The sequence below is a fragment of the Streptomyces manipurensis genome, assembly GCF_049570255.1.
GTDB classification, from domain to species: Bacteria; Actinomycetota; Actinomycetes; order Streptomycetales; family Streptomycetaceae; genus Streptomyces; species Streptomyces manipurensis.
This window is the reverse complement of sequence record NZ_CP186950.1, coordinates 2,084,084-2,103,633: the sequence shown is the minus strand read 5'-3', so window position 1 is coordinate 2,103,633 and position 19,550 is coordinate 2,084,084. Positions and strand designations below refer to the sequence as shown.

Here is a 19,550-nt window from a genome sequence, read left to right as displayed (position 1 = left end):
TCAGCCTCCCTGGACGGCAGTGAGGATCTCGACCCGGTCGCCCTCGCCCACCGGCGTGGCCGGCCACAGCCCGCGCGGGACCACGGTCTCGTTGAGGGCGGCGGCCACCCCGGAGGGGGCCGCGGTCAGGGTGGCGACGACCGCGTCCAGGGTGGTGCCGGCCGCGACCTCGCGCGGCTCGCCGTTGACGGAGATGGTCATGCGGGGGACTCCTGACGTGCGGCGGAGAAGCGGAGGGGGGTGAAGGGGCGCGCGATCTCCGGTAGTTCGCCGGTGGCCAGCAGGTCGGCCATGACCTCGCCGGTGAGCGGGGTGAGCAGGACCCCGTTGCGGTAGTGCCCGGTGGCCAGGTGCAGGCCCGGCAGGTCGGTCGGCCCCAGCAGCGGGGCGTTGTCGGGGGAGCCGGGGCGCAGCCCGGCCCGGGTCTCGGTCAGGGGGAGTTCGGTGATGCCGGGGACCAGTTCGTGGGCGTCCCGCAGGAGTTCGTAGACCCCTCCGGCGGTGACGGTGGTGTCCCAGCCGAGTTCCTCGCTGGTGGCGCCGACGACGAGTTCGCCGTTCTCGCGCGGCACCAGGTAGACGTGACTGCCGCGGACGACGGCCCGCACGGTCCGCGAGAGGAACGGCGCGTACGCGGCGGGCACCGCGAGCCGCAGCACCTGTCCCTTGACCGGCCGTACGGGGGGCAGCACCTCGGCGGGCAGGCCGGCGAGCCGGCCGCTGAGCGAGCCCGCGGCGAGGACCACCTGGTCGGCGCGGAGTTCCGTACCGTCGTCGAGGAGGACGCCCGAGGCCCGGTCCCCGGTGGTGAGCAGCTGCTCCGCGGCGGCCCGGTGGACGGCGACCCCGGCCCGTTCGCAGGCCGCGAGCAGGGCGGTCGCGAGGCGGCGCGGGTCGACCTGGTGGTCGCCGTCGACGCGCAGGCCTCCGCGGACGCCGGGGGCGAGCATGGGTTCCAGGCGGCGGCACTCGCGGCCGGTGAGCCACTCGGAATCCAGGCCGCAGCGGCGTTGCAGGGCGTGCAGTTCGCGCAGGTGGAGCCGGTCGTCGGCGTCGAGGGCGACGGCGAGGGTGCCGCAGGCGCGGTAGCCGATGCCGAGGCCGCCGGAGGCCTCGGCGAGCTCGGCGGCGAACCGCGGATAGCGTTCGGCGGAGGCGAGGCCGAGGCCGAGGAGTGCCTCCTCGCCGTAGTGGAGTTCGGTGACGGGGGCGAGCATGCCGGCCGCGACCCGGGCGGCTCCGTCGCCGGGCACGGGGTCGGCGATGGCGGTGGCCAGGCCGCGCTGCGCGGCCCGCCAGGCGGTGACCAGGCCGATGATGCCGCCGCCGATGACGAGGACGTCGCAGCCGCGGGCGGATCCCTTCCGAGATGAGTGCATGGGCGTCCAGCCCCTCCCTTCGCCGGCATGACCCGGATCAGGTTCGTACGGTCGGAGGCCGTCCAGCCTCCCTCTCAGCCCGGTGCGCCGGGCTCCCGCGATAGGTACGGTGGCCAGACTATCCCGGCGGTCGACGGCCGGTAAGGCGGCACCTGTTCCTGATGGAGCGTCAGCTCAGTAGGGTTGTCGCGTGAGCGAGCAGACGGAACGCAATCAGCGCGGCGTGGTGATCGTCGGCGCCGGAATCGCGGGGGTGCAGACCGCGGTCGCCCTGCGCGAGCAGGGCTTCGACGGCCCCGTCACCCTGCTGGGGGCCGAACCCCACCAGCCCTACGACCGGCCCCCGCTGTCCAAGGCGGTGCTGCTCGGCAAGGCCGAGGACTCCGCCTTCGACGTGGACTTCGAAGGCCTCGGCATCGACCTCCGCCTCGGCACGGACGTCACCGGCCTGCGGGCCGCCGACCACGCACTGGACACCGCCGCGGGACCCGTCCCGTACGAGGTCCTGGTCCTGGCCACCGGCGCCCGGCCCCTGACCCTCCCCGGCACCGAGGGCGTCCCCGGCGTCCACCTCCTGCGCACCCTGGACGACGCGGCGCGGCTACGCCCCGTCCTGGCCGCCGGGGCCCGGGTCGTGGTCGTCGGCGCGGGCTGGATCGGCGCCGAGTTCGCCACCGCGGCCCGCGAGGCGGGCTGCGCGGTGACCGTCGTCGAGGCGGCGGAGCGGGTGCTCGCCGGAGCCATGCCGGCCGAGGTGGCCGACGCCATGGCCGGCTGGTACGCGCAGGCCGGCGCCGAGCTCGTCACCGGCGTGCGGGTCGCGGGGATCGAGGAGGGCCGGGTCCTCCTCGCCGACGGGCGCGCGCTGCCCGCCGACGCGGTCGTCGTGGGCATCGGCGCCCGGCCCGACACCGGCTGGCTGGCCGGATCCGGAGTGGACCTCGGACCCGACGGCTCCGTCACCGCCGACGCCTGGCTGCGGACCTCCCTGCCCGGGGTGTACGCCGTCGGCGACTGCGCCTCCTTCCCGTCCGCACGCCACGGCGAGCGGCTCCTCGTGCACCACTGGGACAACGCGCTCCAGGGGCCGAAGGCGGTCGCCGCCAACATCCTGGCGGGCGGACCGGCCGTGGCCTACGACCCGGTGCCCTACTTCTGGTCGGAGCAGTTCGGGCGCTTCGTCCAGTACGCGGGCCACCACGGCGAGGCCGACACCCTGGTCCTGCGCGGCGACCCGGCGCAGGAGGCCTGGTCCGTGTGCTGGCTCAGGGACGGCGCCCTGGTCGCGGTCCTGGCCGTGGGCCGGCCCCGCGACCTGGCGCAGGGCCGCAGGCTCGTCGAGGCCGCGCTCCCCGTGGACCCAGCCCGGGTCGCCGACCCCGCGATCCCGCTGAAGTCGGCCGCGGTTTAGGTCGTGTCGTCAAAGTCCCGTCTGGTCGGCGGGGTCTGGTACGCACGCTCGCCGCGTTGTCGTCGGTCACCGACGCTCCGCGTCGATTCCCTCCTCCGCCTTGCGATCGCACGCGCCAGACCCCGCCGACCCCGCCCTCCGGGCGGCCGACGCCACTTTGACGACACTTCCTAGTGCCGCGGAGCGGGCGGACCGCCACGGACGGGCCGCCCGGGTACCGGCTGTCGGTGGGAGGTGGCAGGCTTGGCCCGTGACCGAGATTGACGCAAAGACCGATTCCCTCGTCCCCGACTGGCTGTACCTCCCCGACATCGCGGAGATGCTGGACGTCGAGGTGACCCGGGTCCGCCAGATGGTCAAGGAAGGCCAGCTCATCGCAGTCCGCCGGGGCGAGAACCGCGCCCTGCAGGTGCCCGCCCCCTTCATCGACGGCGACAAGGTGGTCAAGGGGCTCGTCGGTCTGCTGACCGTACTGCGCGACGACGGCTTCTCCGACGAGGAGATGCTGGAGTGGCTCTTCACCCCGGACCCGACCCTGCCGGGCACCCCCGCCCAGGCGCTGAGCGAGAATCGCGGCACGGAGGTGAAGCGCCGCGCCCAGGCGCTCGCCCTCTGACCCGCTTCGCATCCGCACCACACGACGGTGCGCGGGCCCCCGCCGGCCCGCGCACCGTCGTCCATCACGGGGGGTACACCCAATGCAGCTGTCCGACGCCCGGCTCTACCTCTGCACGGACGCGCGCAAGCGGCAGGGAGACCTCCCCGAGTTCCTCGACGCCGTCCTGGCCGGCGGCGTGGACGTCGTCCAGCTCCGCGACAAGGGCATGGAGGCGGGGGAGGAGCTGGAGCACCTCCGGGTCTTCGCCGAGGCCGCCCGCCGCCACGGCAGGCTGCTCGCCGTGAACGACCGGGCCGACGTCGCCCACGCGATCGGCTCCGACGTCCTCCACCTCGGCCAGGGCGACATCCCCGTCCCCGCGGCCCGCGCCATCCTCGGCGGGCAGGTGCTGATCGGCCGTTCCTGCCACGCGGAGGACGAGGTCGCGGCGGCCGCCGCCGAACCGGGCGTGGACTACTTCTGCACCGGCCCCTGCTGGCCCACCCCCACCAAGCCCGGCCGGCACGCCCCCGGCCTGGACCTCGTCCGGTACGCCGCCTCCCTGGAGCAGGACCGCCCCTGGTTCGCCATCGGCGGCATCGACAGCACGAACCTGGACCAGGTGCTGGACGCCGGCGCCACCCGGGTCGTGGTGGTCCGCGCCCTCACCGAGGCCTCCGACCCCGGTGCCGCCGCCGCGGAGCTGGCGGGCCGGATCCGGGCGCGCCTGGCCTGACCCCGCAGGCACGGGCCGCAGGCCCCGGCCCCGTAGGCTCCGCCACCGGCCCGGACGGCCGGTGGCATTCCGCGCCTCCCTTTGCACGAAAGCCCCGCCGGGCCCGGCCCGACACGGCAAGTGTCCAAAAACCTGTCCAAAAGGCGGACACGGCTTCGGTGTCCGCCCGCCCGCGTCTAACCTGCCCCCATGGCCCTTGGTACCGCTTCCACCTGGTCGGACCGTGCACACACGGTCCGCGACCTCCTCGCGTCCGGGCGCTCGTACTCCTTCGAGTTCTGGGCCCCGAAGACCGAGAAGGGCGAACGCAACCTCTGGAACGCACTGCGTCGGATCGAGGCGGTATCCCCGAGCTTCGTCTCCGTGACCTACGGGGCCGGCGGCTCCACCCGCGGCGGCACGGTCAAGGCCACCCAGGAGATCGCCGCCGACACCACCCTGACGCCCGTCGCGCACCTCACCGCGGTGGACCAGTCGATCGCCGAGCTGCGCCACGTCATCGGCCAGTTCGCCGACGCCGGCATCCGGAACATGCTCGCCCTGCGCGGTGACCCGCCGGGCGACCCGATGGGCGACTGGGTGCCGCACCCGGAGGGCGTGCACTACGCGGCGGACCTGGTCCGGCTGCTCAAGGAGTCCGGCGACTTCTGCGTCGGCGTCGCCGCCTTCCCCGAGATGCATCCGCGTTCCGCCGACTGGGATACGGACATCCGGCACTTCGTGGACAAGTGCCGTGCGGGCGCGGACTATGCGATCACCCAAATGTTCTTCGATCCCGAGAACTATCTGCGGCTGCGCGACAGCGCCGAGAAGCACGGCTGCGACACCCCGATCATCCCCGAGGTCATGCCTGTTGTGGGCATCAAGCAGCTCGACCGGCTGCCCCAGCTGAGCACCGCGGTCTTCCCCGCGGACGTGAAAGAGCGCATGCTCGCCGTCAAGGACGATCCGGCCGCTGTACGCTCCATTGGAATCGAGTTCGCCACGGAGTTCTGCGCGCGGCTGCTGTCCGAGGGTGTCCCGGGGCTGCACTTCATCACGCTGAACAACTCCACGGCGACTCTCGAGATCTACGAGAACCTGGGCCTGCACCAGCGGGCCTGACCGGCCGCACCCGTGTGACGGCCGCACCGAGAGGGGCCTTGCATGGGAATGACGGTCCTCTACATCGCGTTCGGCATCGTCGCGCTGTGGCTGCTAGCCGAGGTCCTGATGCAGTACAAGGCCCGGCTGCGCTGGCGCCTGCTCGCCTTCGCCGGCTTCCTCGGCGTGGTCGCCGGGGTGATCCTGCCCTCCGTGCCCGTCATCGGGGCCGGCGCGGCCGCCTTCGCCGTGGGCCAGACCCTCGTCACGCTGTCCTTCCGCAAGGGCTTCGTCGCCGGCTGGGCGCTGCGCCGCGGCGGGGAGCCCGTACGGAAGCAGACCAAGCGGCGCCGCTCCGGGGCCGAGGCGCCGGGCGAACCGGCCCTCCAGGTCACCGCGCTGGAGTACGACGACGCGCAGGCCGCCGCGGAGGAAAGGGAGTTCCGCTCCCCGGCCCCGCCCGCGGAGGTCTACAGCCCGGAGCCGGTGCCCGAGGACACCGGGTCCTACGGCATACAGAGTTTCGCCCCGGCGCCGGACGCCGCGCAGACGGCCGCCTTCGCCTCGCCGTTCACCACGGCCGAGCAGGACGCGCACCAGTACGCCGCCTACTACGACCAGCAGAACCAGGGCGGTTACGACTATTCGGGCGGCTACCCCACGGGTGACCAGCCCCAGGTCTACGCCGCCTACTCGGACCCGTACATCGGCACCGGCGGCGGGGTCGCCCCGTCCCAGCCGTACGACTACGCCCCGTACGCCGACTACGGTCAGCAGCAGTACTCCACCGACACCCCGCCCGGCGGGGTCTGGGTCCCGCAGCAGCGGTCCACCGACGGCGCCGGCCAGGCCTACCCGCAGGACGGCCAGGAGCCGCCGCAGTACCCGTACCCGCAGCAGGACGGGTACGAGCAGTACCGCTACTGACCGGCGGGGCCGGGTCCGCGCGGCTCACTGCGAGCCGCGGAAGCCGGCCCCCTCGACGATCAGCCCGGACACCAGCGCCCCCGTCATCCCGGCGTGGGCGAGCCCGCCGCCCGGATGTGCCCAGCCGCCCGCCCGGAACAGCCCGGGCACGGCGGTGGCGTTGCCCGGGTACAGCAGCCGGCCCCCGGCGCCCGCGAGGGCGGGCGGCGGCACCGCGCCGCCCGGCGCGCCCGTCGCCGCCTCGACGTCGGCGGGCGTGCGCACCTCCTGCCACAACAGCCGCTCCCGCAGGCCCTGTACGGCCTTCTCCGCGAGGTTCAGCAGCTCCTCGGGCTCCGCGGTCCCCGGGCCGTGCACGGCGCTCACGGTGACCGCCTCGTGGTCCCCGTCGGGCCGGGTGGCGGGGTCGTCGGGCCGCATCACGGTGACCGGGGCCCCCGCGGAGTGGACGAGGGTGCGGTGGACCGTCCCGGCGGGCCGGGCGCCGCGCAGCGCCAGCAGCAGCGTGGTCCGGCCCGGCACGTCCTCCCCGCGGGCGGGGACCGCCTCCGGCGACCGGGACGGCGAGGCGGCCGGCAGCAGCCGCGGGTCGATCCCGCAGACGACGGAGTCGGCGGCCCGCTCGGACCCGTCGGCCAGCAGCAGGCCCGCCGCCCGGCCGTCCCGGACCAGCACCTCGCGGACCTCCGCCCCGAAGACGAACTCCACCTTCCGCTCCAGGCAGCGCTCGTACACGGCGGTGGCCAGCGCCCGCATCCCGCCGCGCACGTACCAGCTGCCGAAGGTCTGCTCCATGTACGCCAGCACCGTCGCCGAGCCGGGCGCCGACACCGGATCGACCCCGTACGTGCGCACCAGGCCGGTCAGGACCTCGGCGAGCGGGCCGCCCAGCTCCCGTCCGGCCACCTCGGCCAGGGTCGGGGGGCGGCGGCGCAGCAGCCCGCTGCGCCGCACGGCCGGATAGGGGTCGGTGCCCAGCGCCTGCCGGGCGCCCTCGCGCAGCGGCTCCTCCAGCAGCGGGCGGCGGGTGGCGTCCCAGACGTCCCGGGCCCGGCCGAGGACGCCGTTCCAGCGCTCGCCCGAGCCCTGCCCGAAGGCGCCGTCGAGGGCGGCCGCGACACCGCCGTGCGAGGCTCCGGGGAGGGTGACGTCGATGCCGTGGCGGGGCAGGACGTGCCGGACCGCCGGGTTCGCCTGGGCCATGTCGACGCAGTCCTCCAGGGACCGCTTCCCGGTCTTCACGAAGAGGTCGCGGTAGACGGCGGGCAGGTGCAGCAGCCCGGGCCCGGTGTCGAAGGCGAAGCCGTCGCGCTCGTACCACCCGACGGCCCCGCCGAAGGTTCCGGAGCGCTCGTACACCGTCACCCGGTGCCCCGCGACCGCAAGCCGGGCCGCCGTCGCCATCGCGCCCATGCCCGCGCCGATCACCGCAATTCGTGCCATGCGGCCGAGCCTATGGCCCCGTGCGGGGCCCGGTGGTCAGCGGGGTGGCCCGCCGGTCGTGGCGCGGACCTCGGAGGCCAGCCGCTTCTCCTCCCGGCGCTGCGCCCGGCGGTGCAGGAAGCGGCGGATCCGGCTCCAGAGGAAGACCAGTACGGCCAGCCCCAGGGCCAGCAGCACGGCCGCGATGATCGCCGCGGGCACCGGGTGGAAGATCGCGAAGGTGACCAGGCCGGCGACGCCGAGGTCCTCCGCGATGCTCATGGCGACGTTGGTGAACGGCTCGGGCGAGCTGTTGATCGCCATTCGGGTGCCGGCCTTGACGAAATGGCTGGCCAGGGCCGTGGAACCGCCGAGGGCGGCGGCGCTCAGGTCGGACAGCGAGCCGCTCTGGCCGGCCAGCAGCGCACCGATCACGGCGCCCGCCAGCGGGCGGATCACGGTGTGGACGGCGTCCCATATCGAGTCGACGTACGGGATCTTGTCGGCGACGGCCTCGCAGAGGAACAGGATCGCGGCGGCGATGAGCACGTCCGTGCGCTGCAGGGACGCGGGCACGTCGTCGGTCAGGCCGGTCGCGCCGAAGATGCCGAGCAGCAGGACCACGGCGTAGGCGTTGATCCCACTGGCCCAGCCGCTGGTGAAGACCAGGGGGAGCACACTCATTGGATCATCATGCCGTACGCGGGGTGCGGCGCGGAGAGGCGAAAGGACGGCCGCACGACGACGGCCGTCCCTTCACTCACGCGTTCGGGGGCCGGCTACTGCCCCTGCTCGTCACGGCGGCGCTGCCACCTGTCCTCGATGCGGTTCATCATCGACCGACGCTGCCGGTTGTGGCCGCGGGCCGAACCGCCGGTACTGCCGGAGACGGGCTGCTCGCCAGGCTTGGGGGCCTTGCGCCAACCGGTGACCACCAGGACCGTGCATCCCAGCATGACGAGGAATCCCACCACGCTGATCCAGAGCACGTTCGGAATGATCACACCGGTCATGAGGAGCGCGATACCCACCACAATGCCTGCGACTGCCTGGTAGACCCGTCGCCGGGTGTACGTACGCAGTCCGCTACCCTCAAGCGCTGTCGCGAACTTGGGATCTTCGGCGTACAGCGCTCGCTCCATCTGCTCGAGCATTCGCTGCTCGTGCTCCGAGAGCGGCACGGGAGTCCTCCTCATCCGTCGGTCGCGGGGGTGGCGACCAGGGGTCCCCTTCAGGATAGGCGGGGAATCGCCCCCGTGACACCCGCCCACTGCGCACCTTCCGAAATGGTCGGTCGCAGAAACGCACAGTTGGTACAGCCACTGCGAAAACCGTACCGCCGCAGGAGCGGTCACTGAGGCCGTTATTCCCCAATGGCCCGTTCACCATGCCGGTCACTGGTCCCGATCATACGGGGCCGAGCTCCGGTGCGGAGGGTCTGCGGGAGACTGGGTGCGCGGAAGAGCGCAGATCAGGCCTGCTTCTCGCCCAGGACGTGCAACTGCGTGGCCACCGCGTGGAAGGCGGGCAGCTCGGCGGCGGCCTCCTCCAGGCGCAGCAGCGCCTCCACGGCGCCCGGCTCGGTGTCCACCAGGACGCCGGGGACGAGGTCGGCGAAGATCCGCACGCCGTGGACGGCGCCGACCTCCAGCCCGGCGCCCCCGACGAGGCCGGACAGCTGCTCGGCGGTGAAGCGGCGCGGGACCGGGTCGCCCGAGCCCCAGCGGCCGGCCGGGTCGGCCAGGGCCGTCCGGGCCTCGGTGAAGTGGCCGGCCAGCGCACGGGCGAGCACGGCCCCGCCCAGGCCGGCGGCCAGCAGGCTGAGCGTGCCGCCGGAGCGCAGGGCGGCCACCGCGTTGGCCACGCCCTCGGCCGGGTCGTCCACGTACTCCAGCACGCCGTGGCAGAGCACCACGTCGTACGCGTCCCGCTCGACGACGTCCAGGAGGCCCTGGGCGTCGCCCTGGACGCCGCGGACGAGGTCGGCCACGCCCGCCTCGGAGACCCGGCGCTCCAGCCCGAACAGGGCGTTCGGGCTGGGGTCCACCACGGTCACCCGGTGGCCCAGGTGGGCCACCGGCACGGCGAACTTGCCGGTGCCGCCACCGGTGTCCAGCACGTCCAGCACGTCCCGTCCGGTCGCCTTCGCCCGGCGGTCGAGCGCCTCCTTCAGGACCTCCCACACCACGGCGGTGCGGAGGGAGGCACGGGGGCGGGAAGTGTCCGACACGGCTGATGGCTCCTCGGCGCGGTTAAGGATGAGCGGTCAGTGCCCCACCCTATTGCCTTCCACTGCCGGGCAGCTCATCCCGCGTCCGGACGCTCCGGACGGGGCTCCGGCACGGCGGGCGGCAGCACCTCCTGGGGCATCGCCGCGGCCAGCATCCGCTCCACCAGGCGCAGGAACATCGAGGCGGCGCGCACCAGATCGTCCGCGTCCCGGCCGGTGGCCGCGTCCGGTATCCCCGCCTCGGCCCGGGCCCGCCGTGCCGCGCCGGAGGCGAAGAGCGCGCTCCACTCGGAGAGCTCCGGCGCCAGCTCGGGCAGCACCTCCCATGCGCTGCGGATCCGGGGCCGGCGCCGCGGGTTGGCCGGCTCAGGCCGGGCGCGCGCGGCGAGCACCGCCGCCGCGGTGCGCAGCGCGGCGAGGTGCGCGGTGGCGTAGCGCTCGTTGGGCCGGGTGAGCCGGGCGGCCTCTGCCAGGCCGCTGCGGGCCTTGGCGAGCAGGTCCAGTGCGGCCGGCGGTGCCGCCGACTTGCGCAGGACGGGGTGGACAGGGGACGGGGACGGTGTGGCCATGACGAACCTCCTGTCGATGCGTTGCTCCCATGGTGACGCTCACCACTGACAATCCCGCTGACCTGCACCTTTTCGGTCGTATGCCCATCAACTGCCCCCCGATGCGCAGGTGATGCTCCGACAGGTGATAGTTTTTGAACTGACTGGTCAGTTCAAAAAGAAGGGGGATGGCGTGGACAGCCCGCACGGCGCGGCCGTCAAGGCCGAGGACTTCGGGATCAAGGGCCCGCGCGGCTGGGTCGTCCGGGGGATCGGCCTCGACGCGCGGCCCGGCTCGCTCATCGCGATCGAAGGCCCCTCCGGCACCGGCCGGACCTGCCTGCTCCTTGCCCTCACCGGACGGATGAAACCCACCGAGGGGCACGCCGAGATCGGCCCGCACCGGCTGCCGAGGAAGATGGCCGCGGTCCGCCGGATCGCCGCCCTCGGCCACGTCCCCGGGGTCAACGACCTCGACCAGGCCCTCACCGTCGCCGAGCAGCTGCGCGAGGGTGCTCTGCTCCAGCGCCGCTACGACGCCCCGGTCCGCGCCCTGTTCCGGCCGCGGGCCGAGCGCCGCGCCGCCGCCGAGGCCCGGATCCAGGCCGCCCTGGCCGCCGCCGGACTCGACCTCGGGACCCTGCCGAAGGGCGAACGCACCTCCGTGCGCGACCTGGAGCGGCTGGAGGCCGTACGGCTGTCCGTCGCCATCGCGCTGCTCGGGTCGCCGCGGCTGCTCGCCCTGGACGACCTGGACCTGAAGCTCTCCGACACCGAGCGCACCGAGGCCTGGGCCCTGCTCCGCTCGATCGCGGCCGCCGGGACCACCGTCCTCGCGGTGTGCAGCGAGGCCCCCGCCGACGCGGTGGTCCTGCGCACCGGCCCGCAGGACGAGGAGGGGCCGCGGGAAGGCGCCGCGGAACCGAAGGGGAAGCGCACCGCGGAGACCCCCGACCGGAAGATCACCTGGGGGGCCGCCGCGAAGCCCGCCGGGCCGGACGCGAAGCCCGCGGAGCCCGCGGAGCCCGCGGAGCCCGCGGAGCCCGCGGAGCCCGCGGAGCCCGCGGAGCCCGCGGAGCCCGCGGAGCCCGCGGAGGAACCAGCCGCCGGCGAACCCGAGCCCACGACGAAGCCCGCGGCCGGGACCGCCACGGACACCGGCAGCGCCACCGACGCGGACACCGACCGCGGCACCGACAACGACGACACGAAGGGGGCGGACGATGCGCTCGCCGAAGCTGGCCGCGCTTGAGCTGAAGCGGTTCGGGCGGGGGAAGCTGCCCCGGGCCGCCCTCGTCGCGCTGCTCCTGCTCCCGCTGCTCTACGGAGCCCTGTACCTCTGGTCCTTCTGGGACCCCTACAGCCGTCTCGACCGGGTGCCCGTCGCCCTCGTCAACGCCGACCGCGGCGCGACCGTCGACGGCAAGCGCGTGGACGCGGGCGACGAGATCACCAAGAAGCTCCGCGACAGCAAGACCTTCGACTGGCGCGAGGTCGGCGCCAAGGAGGCCGCGAAGGGCCTGGAGGACGGGAAGTACTACCTGACCCTGACCATGCCCGCGGACTTCAGCGAGAAGATCGCCTCCAGCTCCGGTGACGACCCCACCACCGGCGCCCTCCAGGTCCGCACCAACGACGCCAACAACTACATCGTCGGATCGATCTCGCGCACCGTCTTCTCCGAGGTCCGCACGGCGGCGTCCACCAACGCCTCCCGCGGCTTCCTCGACAAGATCTTCGTGAACTTCTCCGACCTCCACGACAAGACCGCCGAGGCCGCCGACGGCGCCGACAAGCTCAAGGACGGTGCGGGCAAGGCGCAGGAGGGCGCGAAGGAACTCGCCGACGGCCTCGACACCGCCAAGGAGAAGACCGGCGAGCTGAACGGCGGCCTGAAGAAGCTCAACACGGCCGCAGGCAAGCTGGAGACCGGTTCCAAGGACGTCGCGGACGGCACCCAGGCCCTCGCCGACAAGGTCAACGGCGCCGCCGACAAGGCCCGTCCCTTCGTGAAGGACCCCAAGAACCTCGCGGACACCGCCAAGCTCGTCGCCGACAGCGCCAAGGTGGTCAACAACCACCTCGACACCGTCGCGGAGAAGGCCCCCGCCGCCGCGGCCGCCGCCAAGCGCGCCTCCTCCGGCGCCGACGCCTACTACACCAAGCACTGCGTCACCCCGGGCGCCGAGCCCCACCTCGCCTCCTGCCCCGACCTGAAGCGGGTCAAGGACGACATGGCCGAAGCCGCCCTGCTCAGCGGGGACGTCAGCACCGTGCTCAAGAACGGCAACGCCGACATCGGCAAGCTCCGCACCCAGCTGACCGACCTGGAGAACAAGGCCCGCGAGCTCTCCACCAAGGCCCCGCAGCTCGCGGGCGACCTCGACGCGGCCGTCGCCAAGGTCAACGCGCTCAACGCCGGCGCCCAGAAGGTCGCCACCGGCATGGCGCAGCTCCACACCGGCATCGGCTCCGCCACCAACGGCTCCGGCGCCCTCAGCGACGGCGTCGGCAAGCTCGGCGACGGCGCCCGCACCCTCGACAGCGGCATGTACAAGCTCGTCGACGGCACCGGCGAACTCGCCGGCGGCCTGCACGAGGGCGCCGGGAAGATCCCCGACTACGACCAGCAGCAGCGCGACGCCCGCACCGAGGTCATGGCGGACCCGATCCGGCTCGCCAACCAGTCCCTGCACAAGGCGCCCAACTACGGCACCGGCTTCGCGCCCTACTTCATCCCGCTGTCCCTGTGGGTCGGCGCCATGGTCGCCTACATGCTGATCGCCCCGATGAACAAGCGGGCCCTGGCGGCCGGCGCGTCCCCCTGGCGGGTCGCGCTCGCCGGCTGGCTGCCCGTCGCGGGTCTCGGCGCGGCCCAGGTGAGCCTGCTGATGGCGGTCCTCCACTGGGCCCCGGGCCTCGGCCTGGAGATGGCCCACCCGGCCCTCACCGTGGCCTTCCTGATGCTGGTCACCGGCTGCTTCGCCGCGATCGTCCAGTGGCTGAACGCCAAGTTCGGGGCCGCCGGCCGCATCCTGGTCCTCGCCGTCCTGATGCTCCAGCTGACCTCGGCGGGCGGCACCTACCCCGTGCAGACCAGCCCGGACTTCTTCAACGCCGTCCACCCGTACCTGCCGATGTCGTACATCGTGGAGAGCCTGCGCCGCCTCATCACCGGCGGCGACCTCACCCCGGTCTGGCAGGGCTGCGCGGTGCTGATCGCCTTCACCGCGGGCGCCCTCGCCCTCACCGCGCTCGCCGCCCGCGGCAAGCAGGTGTGGACCATGGACCGGCTGCACCCCGAACTGAGCCTGTAGGGAAGTGTCGACCTGTGACAATCAGCGCCATGGAAAGCAGCAGGACCGGTACGGGCACCGGCGGCGGACGCCGGCAGGCCACCCGGCAGAAGCTCTACGAAGCGGCCGTCACCCTCATCGCCGAGAAGGGCTTCTCCGCGACCACCGTCGACGAGATCGCCGAACGGGCGGGCGTGGCGAAGGGGACGGTCTACTACAACTTCGCCAGCAAGAACGAGCTCTTCGAGGAGCTGCTCCGGCACGGCGTCGGGCTGCTGACGGCGTCCCTGCGGACGGCGGCCGAGGAGACCGAGGCCCGTGGCGGCAGCCGCGTCGAGGCACTCGACGGGATGATCCGCGCCGGCCTGGTCTTCATCGACCGCTACCCGGCCTTCACCCAGCTCTACGTCGCCGAGCTGTGGCGCACCAACCGCACCTGGCAGTCCACCCTCATGGTGGTCCGCCAGGAAGCGGTGGCCGTCGTGGAGAACGTGCTGCGCGAGGGCGTGGAGCGCGGTGAGCTGAGCGCCGAGATCGACGTGCAGCTCACCGCGGCGGCCCTGGTGGGCATGGTGCTGGTGGCCGCCCTGGACTGGCAGTCCTTCCAGCGCGAGCGGTCCCTCGACGACGTGCACTCGGCGCTGTCGCTGCTGCTGCGGGGCCGGGTCAGCGGCAGCCGCTGACCCGCGCGGCACCCCCCGGTCGGCGGTGTGGTCCGGCGGCGCGGGCCAGTACAACTGGTGGTGCTGCCGGGCACTGAGTATCCGTACCCAGTACGGGGATGAGTACCCGCGCGGATGGGCTCCCACCTGCGCGGACGTCAGACTGGGAGCAACGGACAGGAGACCCGGTCCGCACCGCCGACACGGGGCTGCGGAGCGGACCGGGTACCTCCTTCCGGCGCCGGGCGGGGGAGATCGGGTCCCGGCGCAGGGAAGCCGCGGACGCGGCGGGCTCGGGGGGATCGAGCCTGCCGCGTCCGCGGCTTCCGTGTTGTCCGGTCAGGCCCGTCCGCGCAGCGGGAGCCTGGTGCGCAGGTCCGCCAGCCGGGCCGACACCGCCGAGGCGGCCGCCGACCGGCGGGCCGCCACCGCCCAGGAGATCCGGGCCGCGGACCGGGGCAGCAGCAGGGCGCGCACCCGGGCCGGCCGGGTCACCCCCGCCATCAGCCCCGTACGGGCCGTCAGCACGTCCTCGGCCAGACCCGGATACGAGACCTCCGCGCCCGGCGGCGCGTACAGGGCCCGCTCCACCGCACCCGCCACCCGGTGCACCGCCTCGGCGGCGTCCCGTTCGAGGTGGCCGAGCTCGACGATCCGGTGGGCCGCCCGGCGCGGGGACAGCGCCTCGTCCGGTACGACGCCCACGTCCCAGGCGGTGTCGCCCAGTTCCCGCCAGGCCGTCAGCACCTCGCCGGTGCCCAGCCGGCGCGACCGCAGCCTGCCCCGCCACAGCACCGGCAGGAACGGCAGGGCGAGCACCGCGAGCACGGCCGCCGTCCAGCCGAGGACCGTGGTCACCGACGGGCCGTCGCCCGCGGCCGCGGCCTGCGCGGGCGTGGTGGTGCCGCACTCGCCGAGCTTCTTCAGCGTCGGAGGGCACTCCGGGGTCGCGGACGGCCCCGTCGACGGCTGTGCCGCGGCGCTCTGCGACGGCAGCGGCGCCGGCGCCGACGGCTGGGTGGCCGGGGCCTGCGCCCGGGAGTAGTCCGGGATGTTGATGCCGGACCGGGGCGTCGGCTCGAACCGGGTCCAGCCCACCCCCTCGAAGTACAGCTCGGGCCAGGCGTGCGCGTCCCGCATCGAGACGTTCACCAGCCCGGACGACTGCTTCTCACCGGGGGTGAAGCCCACCGCGACCCGCGCCGGGATGCCCAGCGAACGCGACATCGCCGCCATCGAGAACGCGAAGTGGATGCAGAATCCCTCCTTGTCCTGGAGGAACCGGGCGACCGCGTCCGGGCCCGTGCCCGAGTTCGTCCGCGTGTCGTAGCGGAAGCCGCCGGACACCGCGAAGAAGTCCTGGAGCCTGACCGCCCGCGTGTAGTCGTCCTTCGCGCCCTGCGTCACCCGGCGGGCGGTCTCCGCGACCACCGGCGGCAGGTTGTCCGGGAGCCTCGTGTACTCGCCGCGGATCGCCGGGTTGGGGGAGGGGGCCTTCTGCAGCTGTTCCACCGTCGGCTTCAGCTGCAGGCTCGTCACCCGGTACTGCGCGCCCTGGACGCTCTGGTAGCGGTCCCGGCTCAGCTGGTCGCCGACCAGCGTCCGGCCGGCCGGCTCGAATCGCCACTTCCCGCCGATCTCCACCGACGTCGCCGGATACGGCATCGGCAGGTAGCGCTGGGTGTACGTGTCGGCCGCCGACAGGGTGGTGGTGACCTCCGTGGCGGTGCCGCGGACGGTGTCCCCGAGCCCGGGCGGGGTCGGCCACTGCTTCGGGACGTCGGACAGCGCCCGCCCCGAGGCCTCCCACTTCACGCCGTTGAACTCGTCCAGGGCGAGGATCCGCAGGTACTGCTCCTGCTGCTGGGGGTTGTTCGTCCGGTAGCTCAGCACCACCCGGTTGTCCTGCGCGTTGAGGTTGCTCTGCAGGGAGACCAGCGGATTGACCGCCGAGATCGTCCCGCCGGGCCGGCCGGCCTCCCCGTCGTCCTTCCGGCCGCCGAGCAGTCCGTCGCCGAGCGCGGGCAGCGCCGCCGGCACGACCAGCGCCAGGCCGAGGGCCAGCGCACCGATGCGCCGGCCGAAGCGCACCGGCGCCATGGCCCGGCCGCCGCTGCTGCTGATGCCCGAGTCGGCCGCCCCGCGGCCGCGCGGGGCCGCGCCGAAGACCCGGCCCCACTGCGCGAGGCGGTCGCGGCCCTCCGACAGCAGCAGCATCAGGTAGCCGCAGCCCGCCAGCAGGAAGGAGACCCAGGAGGCCTCCCCGGCGCCCGAGAGGCCCGCGGCCACCGAGTACAGCGCGAGCAGCGGGAGCCCGGCCGCGGCCGCCGTCCGCGCGCCCACGGCCAGGACGTCCACGAGCAGCCCGATGAGCAGCACCCCGCACACCAGGAGCAGCTGGATGCCGTCCGTCAGGGGCGCGGGTATCGCGTACTCGCCGACGTCCCGGGCGCCCTGCGCGAACAGCGCGCCGAAGTCCGTCACCAGGTAGGCCAGCGGGCCGTCCCCGTCGGACCCGCCCTTCCCGGTGTACAGCAGCGCCAGCAGCAGGACCGACACCAGCAGCTGCGCGGCCACGGTCAGCGACCGGCCCACCGGCACCCGGCGGGCCCCCGCCCCGACCGCGCTCTGCACGATCAGCAGCAGTCCCGCCTGCAGCAGCCAGGCCTGCGACTCCACCAGCGGGGTCAGGGACCACGCGGTGAGCAGCGTCGCCAGCGCCGCGAACACGGTCAGTTTCGCCCGCCCGCTCATTCCCGGCCTCCGCTCGTTCCCGTACCGGCCCGTGCGGCCCCGGCCTGTCGCCACAGCTCCGCGAAGGCCGTGCCGGGCCGGACGGCCAGCGCCGTCCAGCCGGCCTCGTGCAGCCTGCGCAGTCGTTCCTCCAGCGGGGGCACCTCGTGCCCCGCCGCGGGGGCCCCGCCCCACGCGGCGGTGTCCAGCACGAAGGCCACCGCCCCCGAGGTGCGCTGGCGCATCTTCGCGGCCAGCTCGGTCTGTACGTCGTCGGTGTCCCCGAGGAACGCCACGAGGAGCCCGTCGCCGCCGCCCTCGCCGAACCCGCCCGCGCCGCGCACGGCGTCGTAGGCCCGGGACAGGCCCGCGCCGTCGGAGTGTCCGATCACGGCGAGGGTGTCCATCATCAGCCCGGCCGCCTCGGCGGACTCCTGCCCGCCGGCCGAGAAGCCGCCGGCGCCGTCGCCGGGCACCGAGGTGCCGGCGTCGGTGAGGAGCCGTGCGGAGAAGCCCTGTTCCAGGACGTGCACGAGGCTGGAGGCGGCCGCCGAGACGGCCCACTCGAAGGCGGAGTCGGGGCCGGCGCCGTCGAAGGCGAGGCGCCGGGTGTCCAGCAGGACGGTGGCCCGGCTGCGCTGGGGCTGCTCCTCGCGACGGACCATCAGTTCGCCGTAGCGGGCGGTGGAGCGCCAGTGCACCCGGCGCAGGTCGTCGCCGCGCCGGTAGCCGCGCGGGATCACGTCGTCGTCGCCGGCCAGGGCCAGCGAGCGGCGGCTGCCGTCGCCGTAGCCGTTGGACTCGCCGGTCAGCCGGACCGGCGGCAGCGGCTCGGTGCGGGGCACCACGGTCAGGGTGTCGTAGGAGCTGAACGAGCGGGTCAGCTCGACCAGCCCGAACGGGTCGGTCAGCCGCAGCTGGAGCGGGCCCAGCGGATAGCGGCCCCGCAGGTCGGAGCGGACCCGGTAGGACACCTCGCGCCGCCCGCCGGGCTCGACCCGGTCCAGGACGAACCGCGGCCGCGGACCGAGGACGTAGGGCACCCGGTCCTGGAGCATGAGCAGGCCGGTGGGCAGCCGGGAGACGTTGTCCATCCGCAGCTGTACGCGGGCCTCCGCGCCGGCGGGCACCCGCCCGGGGCTCAGCCGGCGGCTGCCGGAGACCCGGTAGCGGGTGCGGTGCAGGGCGTACACGCAGATCAGCGGCAGCACGGCCAGCAGCAGGCCCACCCGCAGGAGGGCCCCCTGGCCCAGGACGTACGCGCAGATCGACGCGGCGAGCCCGGCGGCCACGAAGGAGCGGCCGCGGGTGGTCAGCCCGGACAGGGAAGCGCGCAGTCCGCCGCCGTCCGCCGGACCGCCGGCGCCGCGAGGGGCACCGGCACCCATCAGAAGCTCCGGGCGCCCGCGCCGGGCGGCATCTCGCCGCGGCCGTGCGCGGCGGGGACGGGCGTGCGCTGGAGGATGTCGGCGACGACCTGCTCGGCGGTGCGGCGGTTCAGCTGGGCCTGCGCGGTGGGCAGCAGCCGGTGCGCGAGGACCGGGGCGGCCAGGGTCTGGACGTCGTCGGGCAGGACGTAGTCCCGGCCGTCGAGCGCGGCGGAGGCCTTCACGGCCCGCAGCAGGTGCAGGGTGGCGCGGGGCGAGGCCCCGAGCCGCAGGTCGGGGTGGGTCCGGGTGGCGGAGACCAGGTCGACGACGTAGCGCCGGACGGGCTCGGCCACGTACACGTCGCGGACCGCCTCTATGAGCTTGACGATCTCGTGGGCGTGCGCGACGGCCGTCAGGTCGCCGAGGGGGTTGACGCCGCCGTGCACGTCGAGCATCTGCAGCTCGGCCTCGGGGCTGGGGTAGCCCACGGAGACGCGGGCCATGAAGCGGTCGCGCTGGGCCTCGGGCAGCGGGTAGGTGCCCTCCATCTCGACCGGGTTCTGGGTCGCGACGACCATGAACGGGCTCGGCAGCGTGTAGGTCGTGCCGTCGATGGTGACCTGGCGCTCCTCCATCGACTCCAGCAGCGCCGACTGGGTCTTCGGCGAGGCGCGGTTGATCTCGTCGCCGATGACGATCTGCGCGAAGATCGCGCCGGGCTTGAACTCGAACTCGCGGCGCTGCTGGTCGTAGATGCTGACGCCCGTGATGTCGGAGGGCAGCAGGTCCGGGGTGAACTGGATGCGCTGCACCGAGCAGTCGATGGACTTGGCCAGCGTCTTGGCGAGCATCGTCTTGCCGACGCCGGGTACGTCCTCGATCAGCAGGTGCCCCTCGGCGAGGAGCACGGTCAGCGCGAGGCGGACGACCTCGGGCTTGCCCTCGATCACGGTCTCGACCGACCGGCGCACCCGGTCCACCGTGCTGGTCAGATCCGCGAGGCTCGCTCGGTCGTCATACGTCGTCACCTGGTTCTCCTCGGCCATTTCCCAGGGCCGACGCCCTTGGCGCATCGCCGGCCCACCCCGAATCACGGGACACCTTTCCCGGGTCCGTCCGGGTGGTGCCTCCCCGCATTCTTGACGGCGTCACGGC

Annotated in this window: 18 protein-coding genes and 1 riboswitch; of the genes, 8 read left to right on the top strand and 10 right to left on the bottom strand. The window is 74.0% G+C overall.

Features of this window, described 5'->3' with window-relative positions:
• On the bottom strand, positions 1 to 201 hold the full coding sequence (gene thiS, locus ACPU2J_RS09690) for a sulfur carrier protein ThiS (protein ID WP_361595120.1): 201 nt from the start codon (positions 199 to 201) through the stop codon (positions 1 to 3).
• Positions 198 to 1,379: a glycine oxidase ThiO gene (thiO, locus tag ACPU2J_RS09685; protein ID WP_423833083.1), complete on the bottom strand. Its 1,182-nt coding sequence runs from the start codon at positions 1,377 to 1,379 to the stop codon at positions 198 to 200. Before thiO ends, thiS begins: the two co-directional genes overlap by 4 nt.
• Positions 1,377 to 1,488: riboswitch (TPP riboswitch) on the bottom strand. It overlaps the preceding gene by 3 nt.
• 81 nt (positions 1,489 to 1,569) lie before the next feature.
• On the opposite strand from thiO, the gene ACPU2J_RS09680 reads away from it, so the two are divergent.
• The 5 genes from ACPU2J_RS09680 to ACPU2J_RS09660 all read left to right on the top strand — a co-directional run bounded on the left by ACPU2J_RS09680 (position 1,570) and on the right by ACPU2J_RS09660 (position 6,134).
• Entirely contained in the window at positions 1,570 to 2,790 is a 1,221-nt protein-coding gene (locus tag ACPU2J_RS09680) for an NAD(P)/FAD-dependent oxidoreductase (protein ID WP_420081046.1), read from the top strand.
• A 250-nt stretch (positions 2,791 to 3,040) separates the two neighbouring features.
• A complete protein-coding gene (locus ACPU2J_RS09675; protein ID WP_361595114.1) occupies positions 3,041 to 3,406 on the top strand; it encodes an Rv2175c family DNA-binding protein in 366 nt (121 codons plus the stop codon).
• An 82-nt stretch (positions 3,407 to 3,488) separates the two neighbouring features.
• Entirely contained in the window at positions 3,489 to 4,124 is a 636-nt protein-coding gene (gene thiE, locus ACPU2J_RS09670; protein ID WP_420081048.1) for a thiamine phosphate synthase, read from the top strand.
• Between the two features lie 189 nt (positions 4,125 to 4,313).
• Positions 4,314 to 5,228: a methylenetetrahydrofolate reductase [NAD(P)H] gene (gene metF, locus ACPU2J_RS09665; RefSeq protein WP_365074502.1), complete on the top strand. Its 915-nt coding sequence runs from the start codon at positions 4,314 to 4,316 to the stop codon at positions 5,226 to 5,228.
• Between the two features lie 42 nt (positions 5,229 to 5,270).
• Positions 5,271 to 6,134 carry a hypothetical protein gene (locus tag ACPU2J_RS09660; RefSeq protein ID WP_423833082.1) on the top strand — a complete coding sequence of 288 codons (864 nt, stop codon included), beginning with the start codon at positions 5,271 to 5,273 and terminating at the stop codon, positions 6,132 to 6,134.
• Positions 6,135 to 6,158: 24 nt separating this feature from the next.
• Here the strand turns inward: ACPU2J_RS09660 and ACPU2J_RS09655 are convergent, their stop codons facing one another.
• From ACPU2J_RS09655 to ACPU2J_RS09635, 5 genes are all read right to left on the bottom strand, one after another.
• Complete coding sequence (locus ACPU2J_RS09655; protein ID WP_420081050.1) at positions 6,159 to 7,577, bottom strand: phytoene desaturase family protein; 1,419 nt, start codon at positions 7,575 to 7,577, stop codon at positions 6,159 to 6,161.
• Between the two features lie 36 nt (positions 7,578 to 7,613).
• Positions 7,614 to 8,240 carry a DUF4126 domain-containing protein gene (locus tag ACPU2J_RS09650; RefSeq protein ID WP_423833081.1) on the bottom strand — a complete coding sequence of 209 codons (627 nt, stop codon included), beginning with the start codon at positions 8,238 to 8,240 and terminating at the stop codon, positions 7,614 to 7,616.
• Between the two features lie 95 nt (positions 8,241 to 8,335).
• Positions 8,336 to 8,737, bottom strand: a complete 402-nt coding sequence (locus tag ACPU2J_RS09645) for a DUF3040 domain-containing protein (RefSeq protein ID WP_030663992.1) — start codon at positions 8,735 to 8,737, stop codon at positions 8,336 to 8,338.
• 290 nt (positions 8,738 to 9,027) lie between these two features.
• Positions 9,028 to 9,786, bottom strand: coding sequence for a methyltransferase (locus ACPU2J_RS09640; protein WP_361595102.1), 759 nt, complete (start codon positions 9,784 to 9,786; stop codon positions 9,028 to 9,030).
• 74 nt (positions 9,787 to 9,860) lie between these two features.
• The gene (locus ACPU2J_RS09635) at positions 9,861 to 10,355 is read right to left on the bottom strand and encodes an SAV_6107 family HEPN domain-containing protein (protein WP_361595100.1); all 495 of its coding nucleotides are present in this window, start codon (positions 10,353 to 10,355) and stop codon (positions 9,861 to 9,863) included.
• A 172-nt stretch (positions 10,356 to 10,527) separates the two neighbouring features.
• Between ACPU2J_RS09635 and ACPU2J_RS09630 the strand changes: the two genes are divergently transcribed.
• Genes ACPU2J_RS09630 through ACPU2J_RS09620 form a run of 3 tightly spaced genes read left to right on the top strand, consistent with a single transcriptional unit; the run spans position 10,528 to position 14,313 of the window.
• On the top strand, positions 10,528 to 11,586 hold the full coding sequence (locus ACPU2J_RS09630; RefSeq protein WP_423833080.1) for an ATP-binding cassette domain-containing protein: 1,059 nt from the start codon (positions 10,528 to 10,530) through the stop codon (positions 11,584 to 11,586).
• Positions 11,558 to 13,651 carry a YhgE/Pip domain-containing protein gene (locus tag ACPU2J_RS09625; protein ID WP_361595096.1) on the top strand — a complete coding sequence of 698 codons (2,094 nt, stop codon included), beginning with the start codon at positions 11,558 to 11,560 and terminating at the stop codon, positions 13,649 to 13,651. The genes ACPU2J_RS09630 and ACPU2J_RS09625 overlap by 29 nt, the downstream gene beginning before the upstream one ends.
• Before the next feature lie 29 nt (positions 13,652 to 13,680).
• Positions 13,681 to 14,313, top strand: coding sequence for a TetR/AcrR family transcriptional regulator (locus ACPU2J_RS09620; RefSeq protein ID WP_361595094.1), 633 nt, complete (start codon positions 13,681 to 13,683; stop codon positions 14,311 to 14,313).
• 318 nt (positions 14,314 to 14,631) lie between these two features.
• On the opposite strand, the gene ACPU2J_RS09615 is transcribed toward ACPU2J_RS09620, so the two are convergent.
• From ACPU2J_RS09615 to ACPU2J_RS09605, 3 genes are read right to left on the bottom strand one after another with little or no spacing between them, the layout of a single operon-like run.
• Positions 14,632 to 17,046, bottom strand: coding sequence for a transglutaminaseTgpA domain-containing protein (locus tag ACPU2J_RS09615; RefSeq protein ID WP_423833079.1), 2,415 nt, complete (start codon positions 17,044 to 17,046; stop codon positions 14,632 to 14,634).
• The gene (locus ACPU2J_RS09610; RefSeq protein ID WP_423833078.1) at positions 17,043 to 18,413 is read right to left on the bottom strand and encodes a DUF58 domain-containing protein; all 1,371 of its coding nucleotides are present in this window, start codon (positions 18,411 to 18,413) and stop codon (positions 17,043 to 17,045) included. Before ACPU2J_RS09610 ends, ACPU2J_RS09615 begins: the two co-directional genes overlap by 4 nt.
• Entirely contained in the window at positions 18,413 to 19,423 is a 1,011-nt protein-coding gene (locus tag ACPU2J_RS09605; RefSeq protein ID WP_361595088.1) for an AAA family ATPase, read from the bottom strand. The genes ACPU2J_RS09610 and ACPU2J_RS09605 overlap by 1 nt, the downstream gene beginning before the upstream one ends.
• Positions 19,424 to 19,550: the final 127 nt, after the last annotated feature.

Coding starts and splice junctions, on each gene's coding strand:
- thiS (WP_361595120.1), bottom strand. CDS start 201: ATGACCATCTCCGTCAACGGCGAGCCGCGCGAGGTCGCGGCCGGCACC.
- thiO (WP_423833083.1), bottom strand. CDS start 1,379: ATGCACTCATCTCGGAAGGGATCCGCCCGCGGCTGCGACGTCCTCGTC.
- thiE (WP_420081048.1), top strand. CDS start 3,489: ATGCAGCTGTCCGACGCCCGGCTCTACCTCTGCACGGACGCGCGCAAG.
- metF (WP_365074502.1), top strand. CDS start 4,314: ATGGCCCTTGGTACCGCTTCCACCTGGTCGGACCGTGCACACACGGTC.
- ACPU2J_RS09660 (WP_423833082.1), top strand. CDS start 5,271: ATGGGAATGACGGTCCTCTACATCGCGTTCGGCATCGTCGCGCTGTGG.
- ACPU2J_RS09655 (WP_420081050.1), bottom strand. CDS start 7,577: ATGGCACGAATTGCGGTGATCGGCGCGGGCATGGGCGCGATGGCGACG.
- ACPU2J_RS09650 (WP_423833081.1), bottom strand. CDS start 8,240: ATGAGTGTGCTCCCCCTGGTCTTCACCAGCGGCTGGGCCAGTGGGATC.
- ACPU2J_RS09635 (WP_361595100.1), bottom strand. CDS start 10,355: ATGGCCACACCGTCCCCGTCCCCTGTCCACCCCGTCCTGCGCAAGTCG.
- ACPU2J_RS09625 (WP_361595096.1), top strand. CDS start 11,558: ATGCGCTCGCCGAAGCTGGCCGCGCTTGAGCTGAAGCGGTTCGGGCGG.
- ACPU2J_RS09620 (WP_361595094.1), top strand. CDS start 13,681: ATGGAAAGCAGCAGGACCGGTACGGGCACCGGCGGCGGACGCCGGCAG.
- ACPU2J_RS09615 (WP_423833079.1), bottom strand. CDS start 17,046: ATGAGCGGGCGGGCGAAACTGACCGTGTTCGCGGCGCTGGCGACGCTG.
- ACPU2J_RS09610 (WP_423833078.1), bottom strand. CDS start 18,413: ATGGGTGCCGGTGCCCCTCGCGGCGCCGGCGGTCCGGCGGACGGCGGC.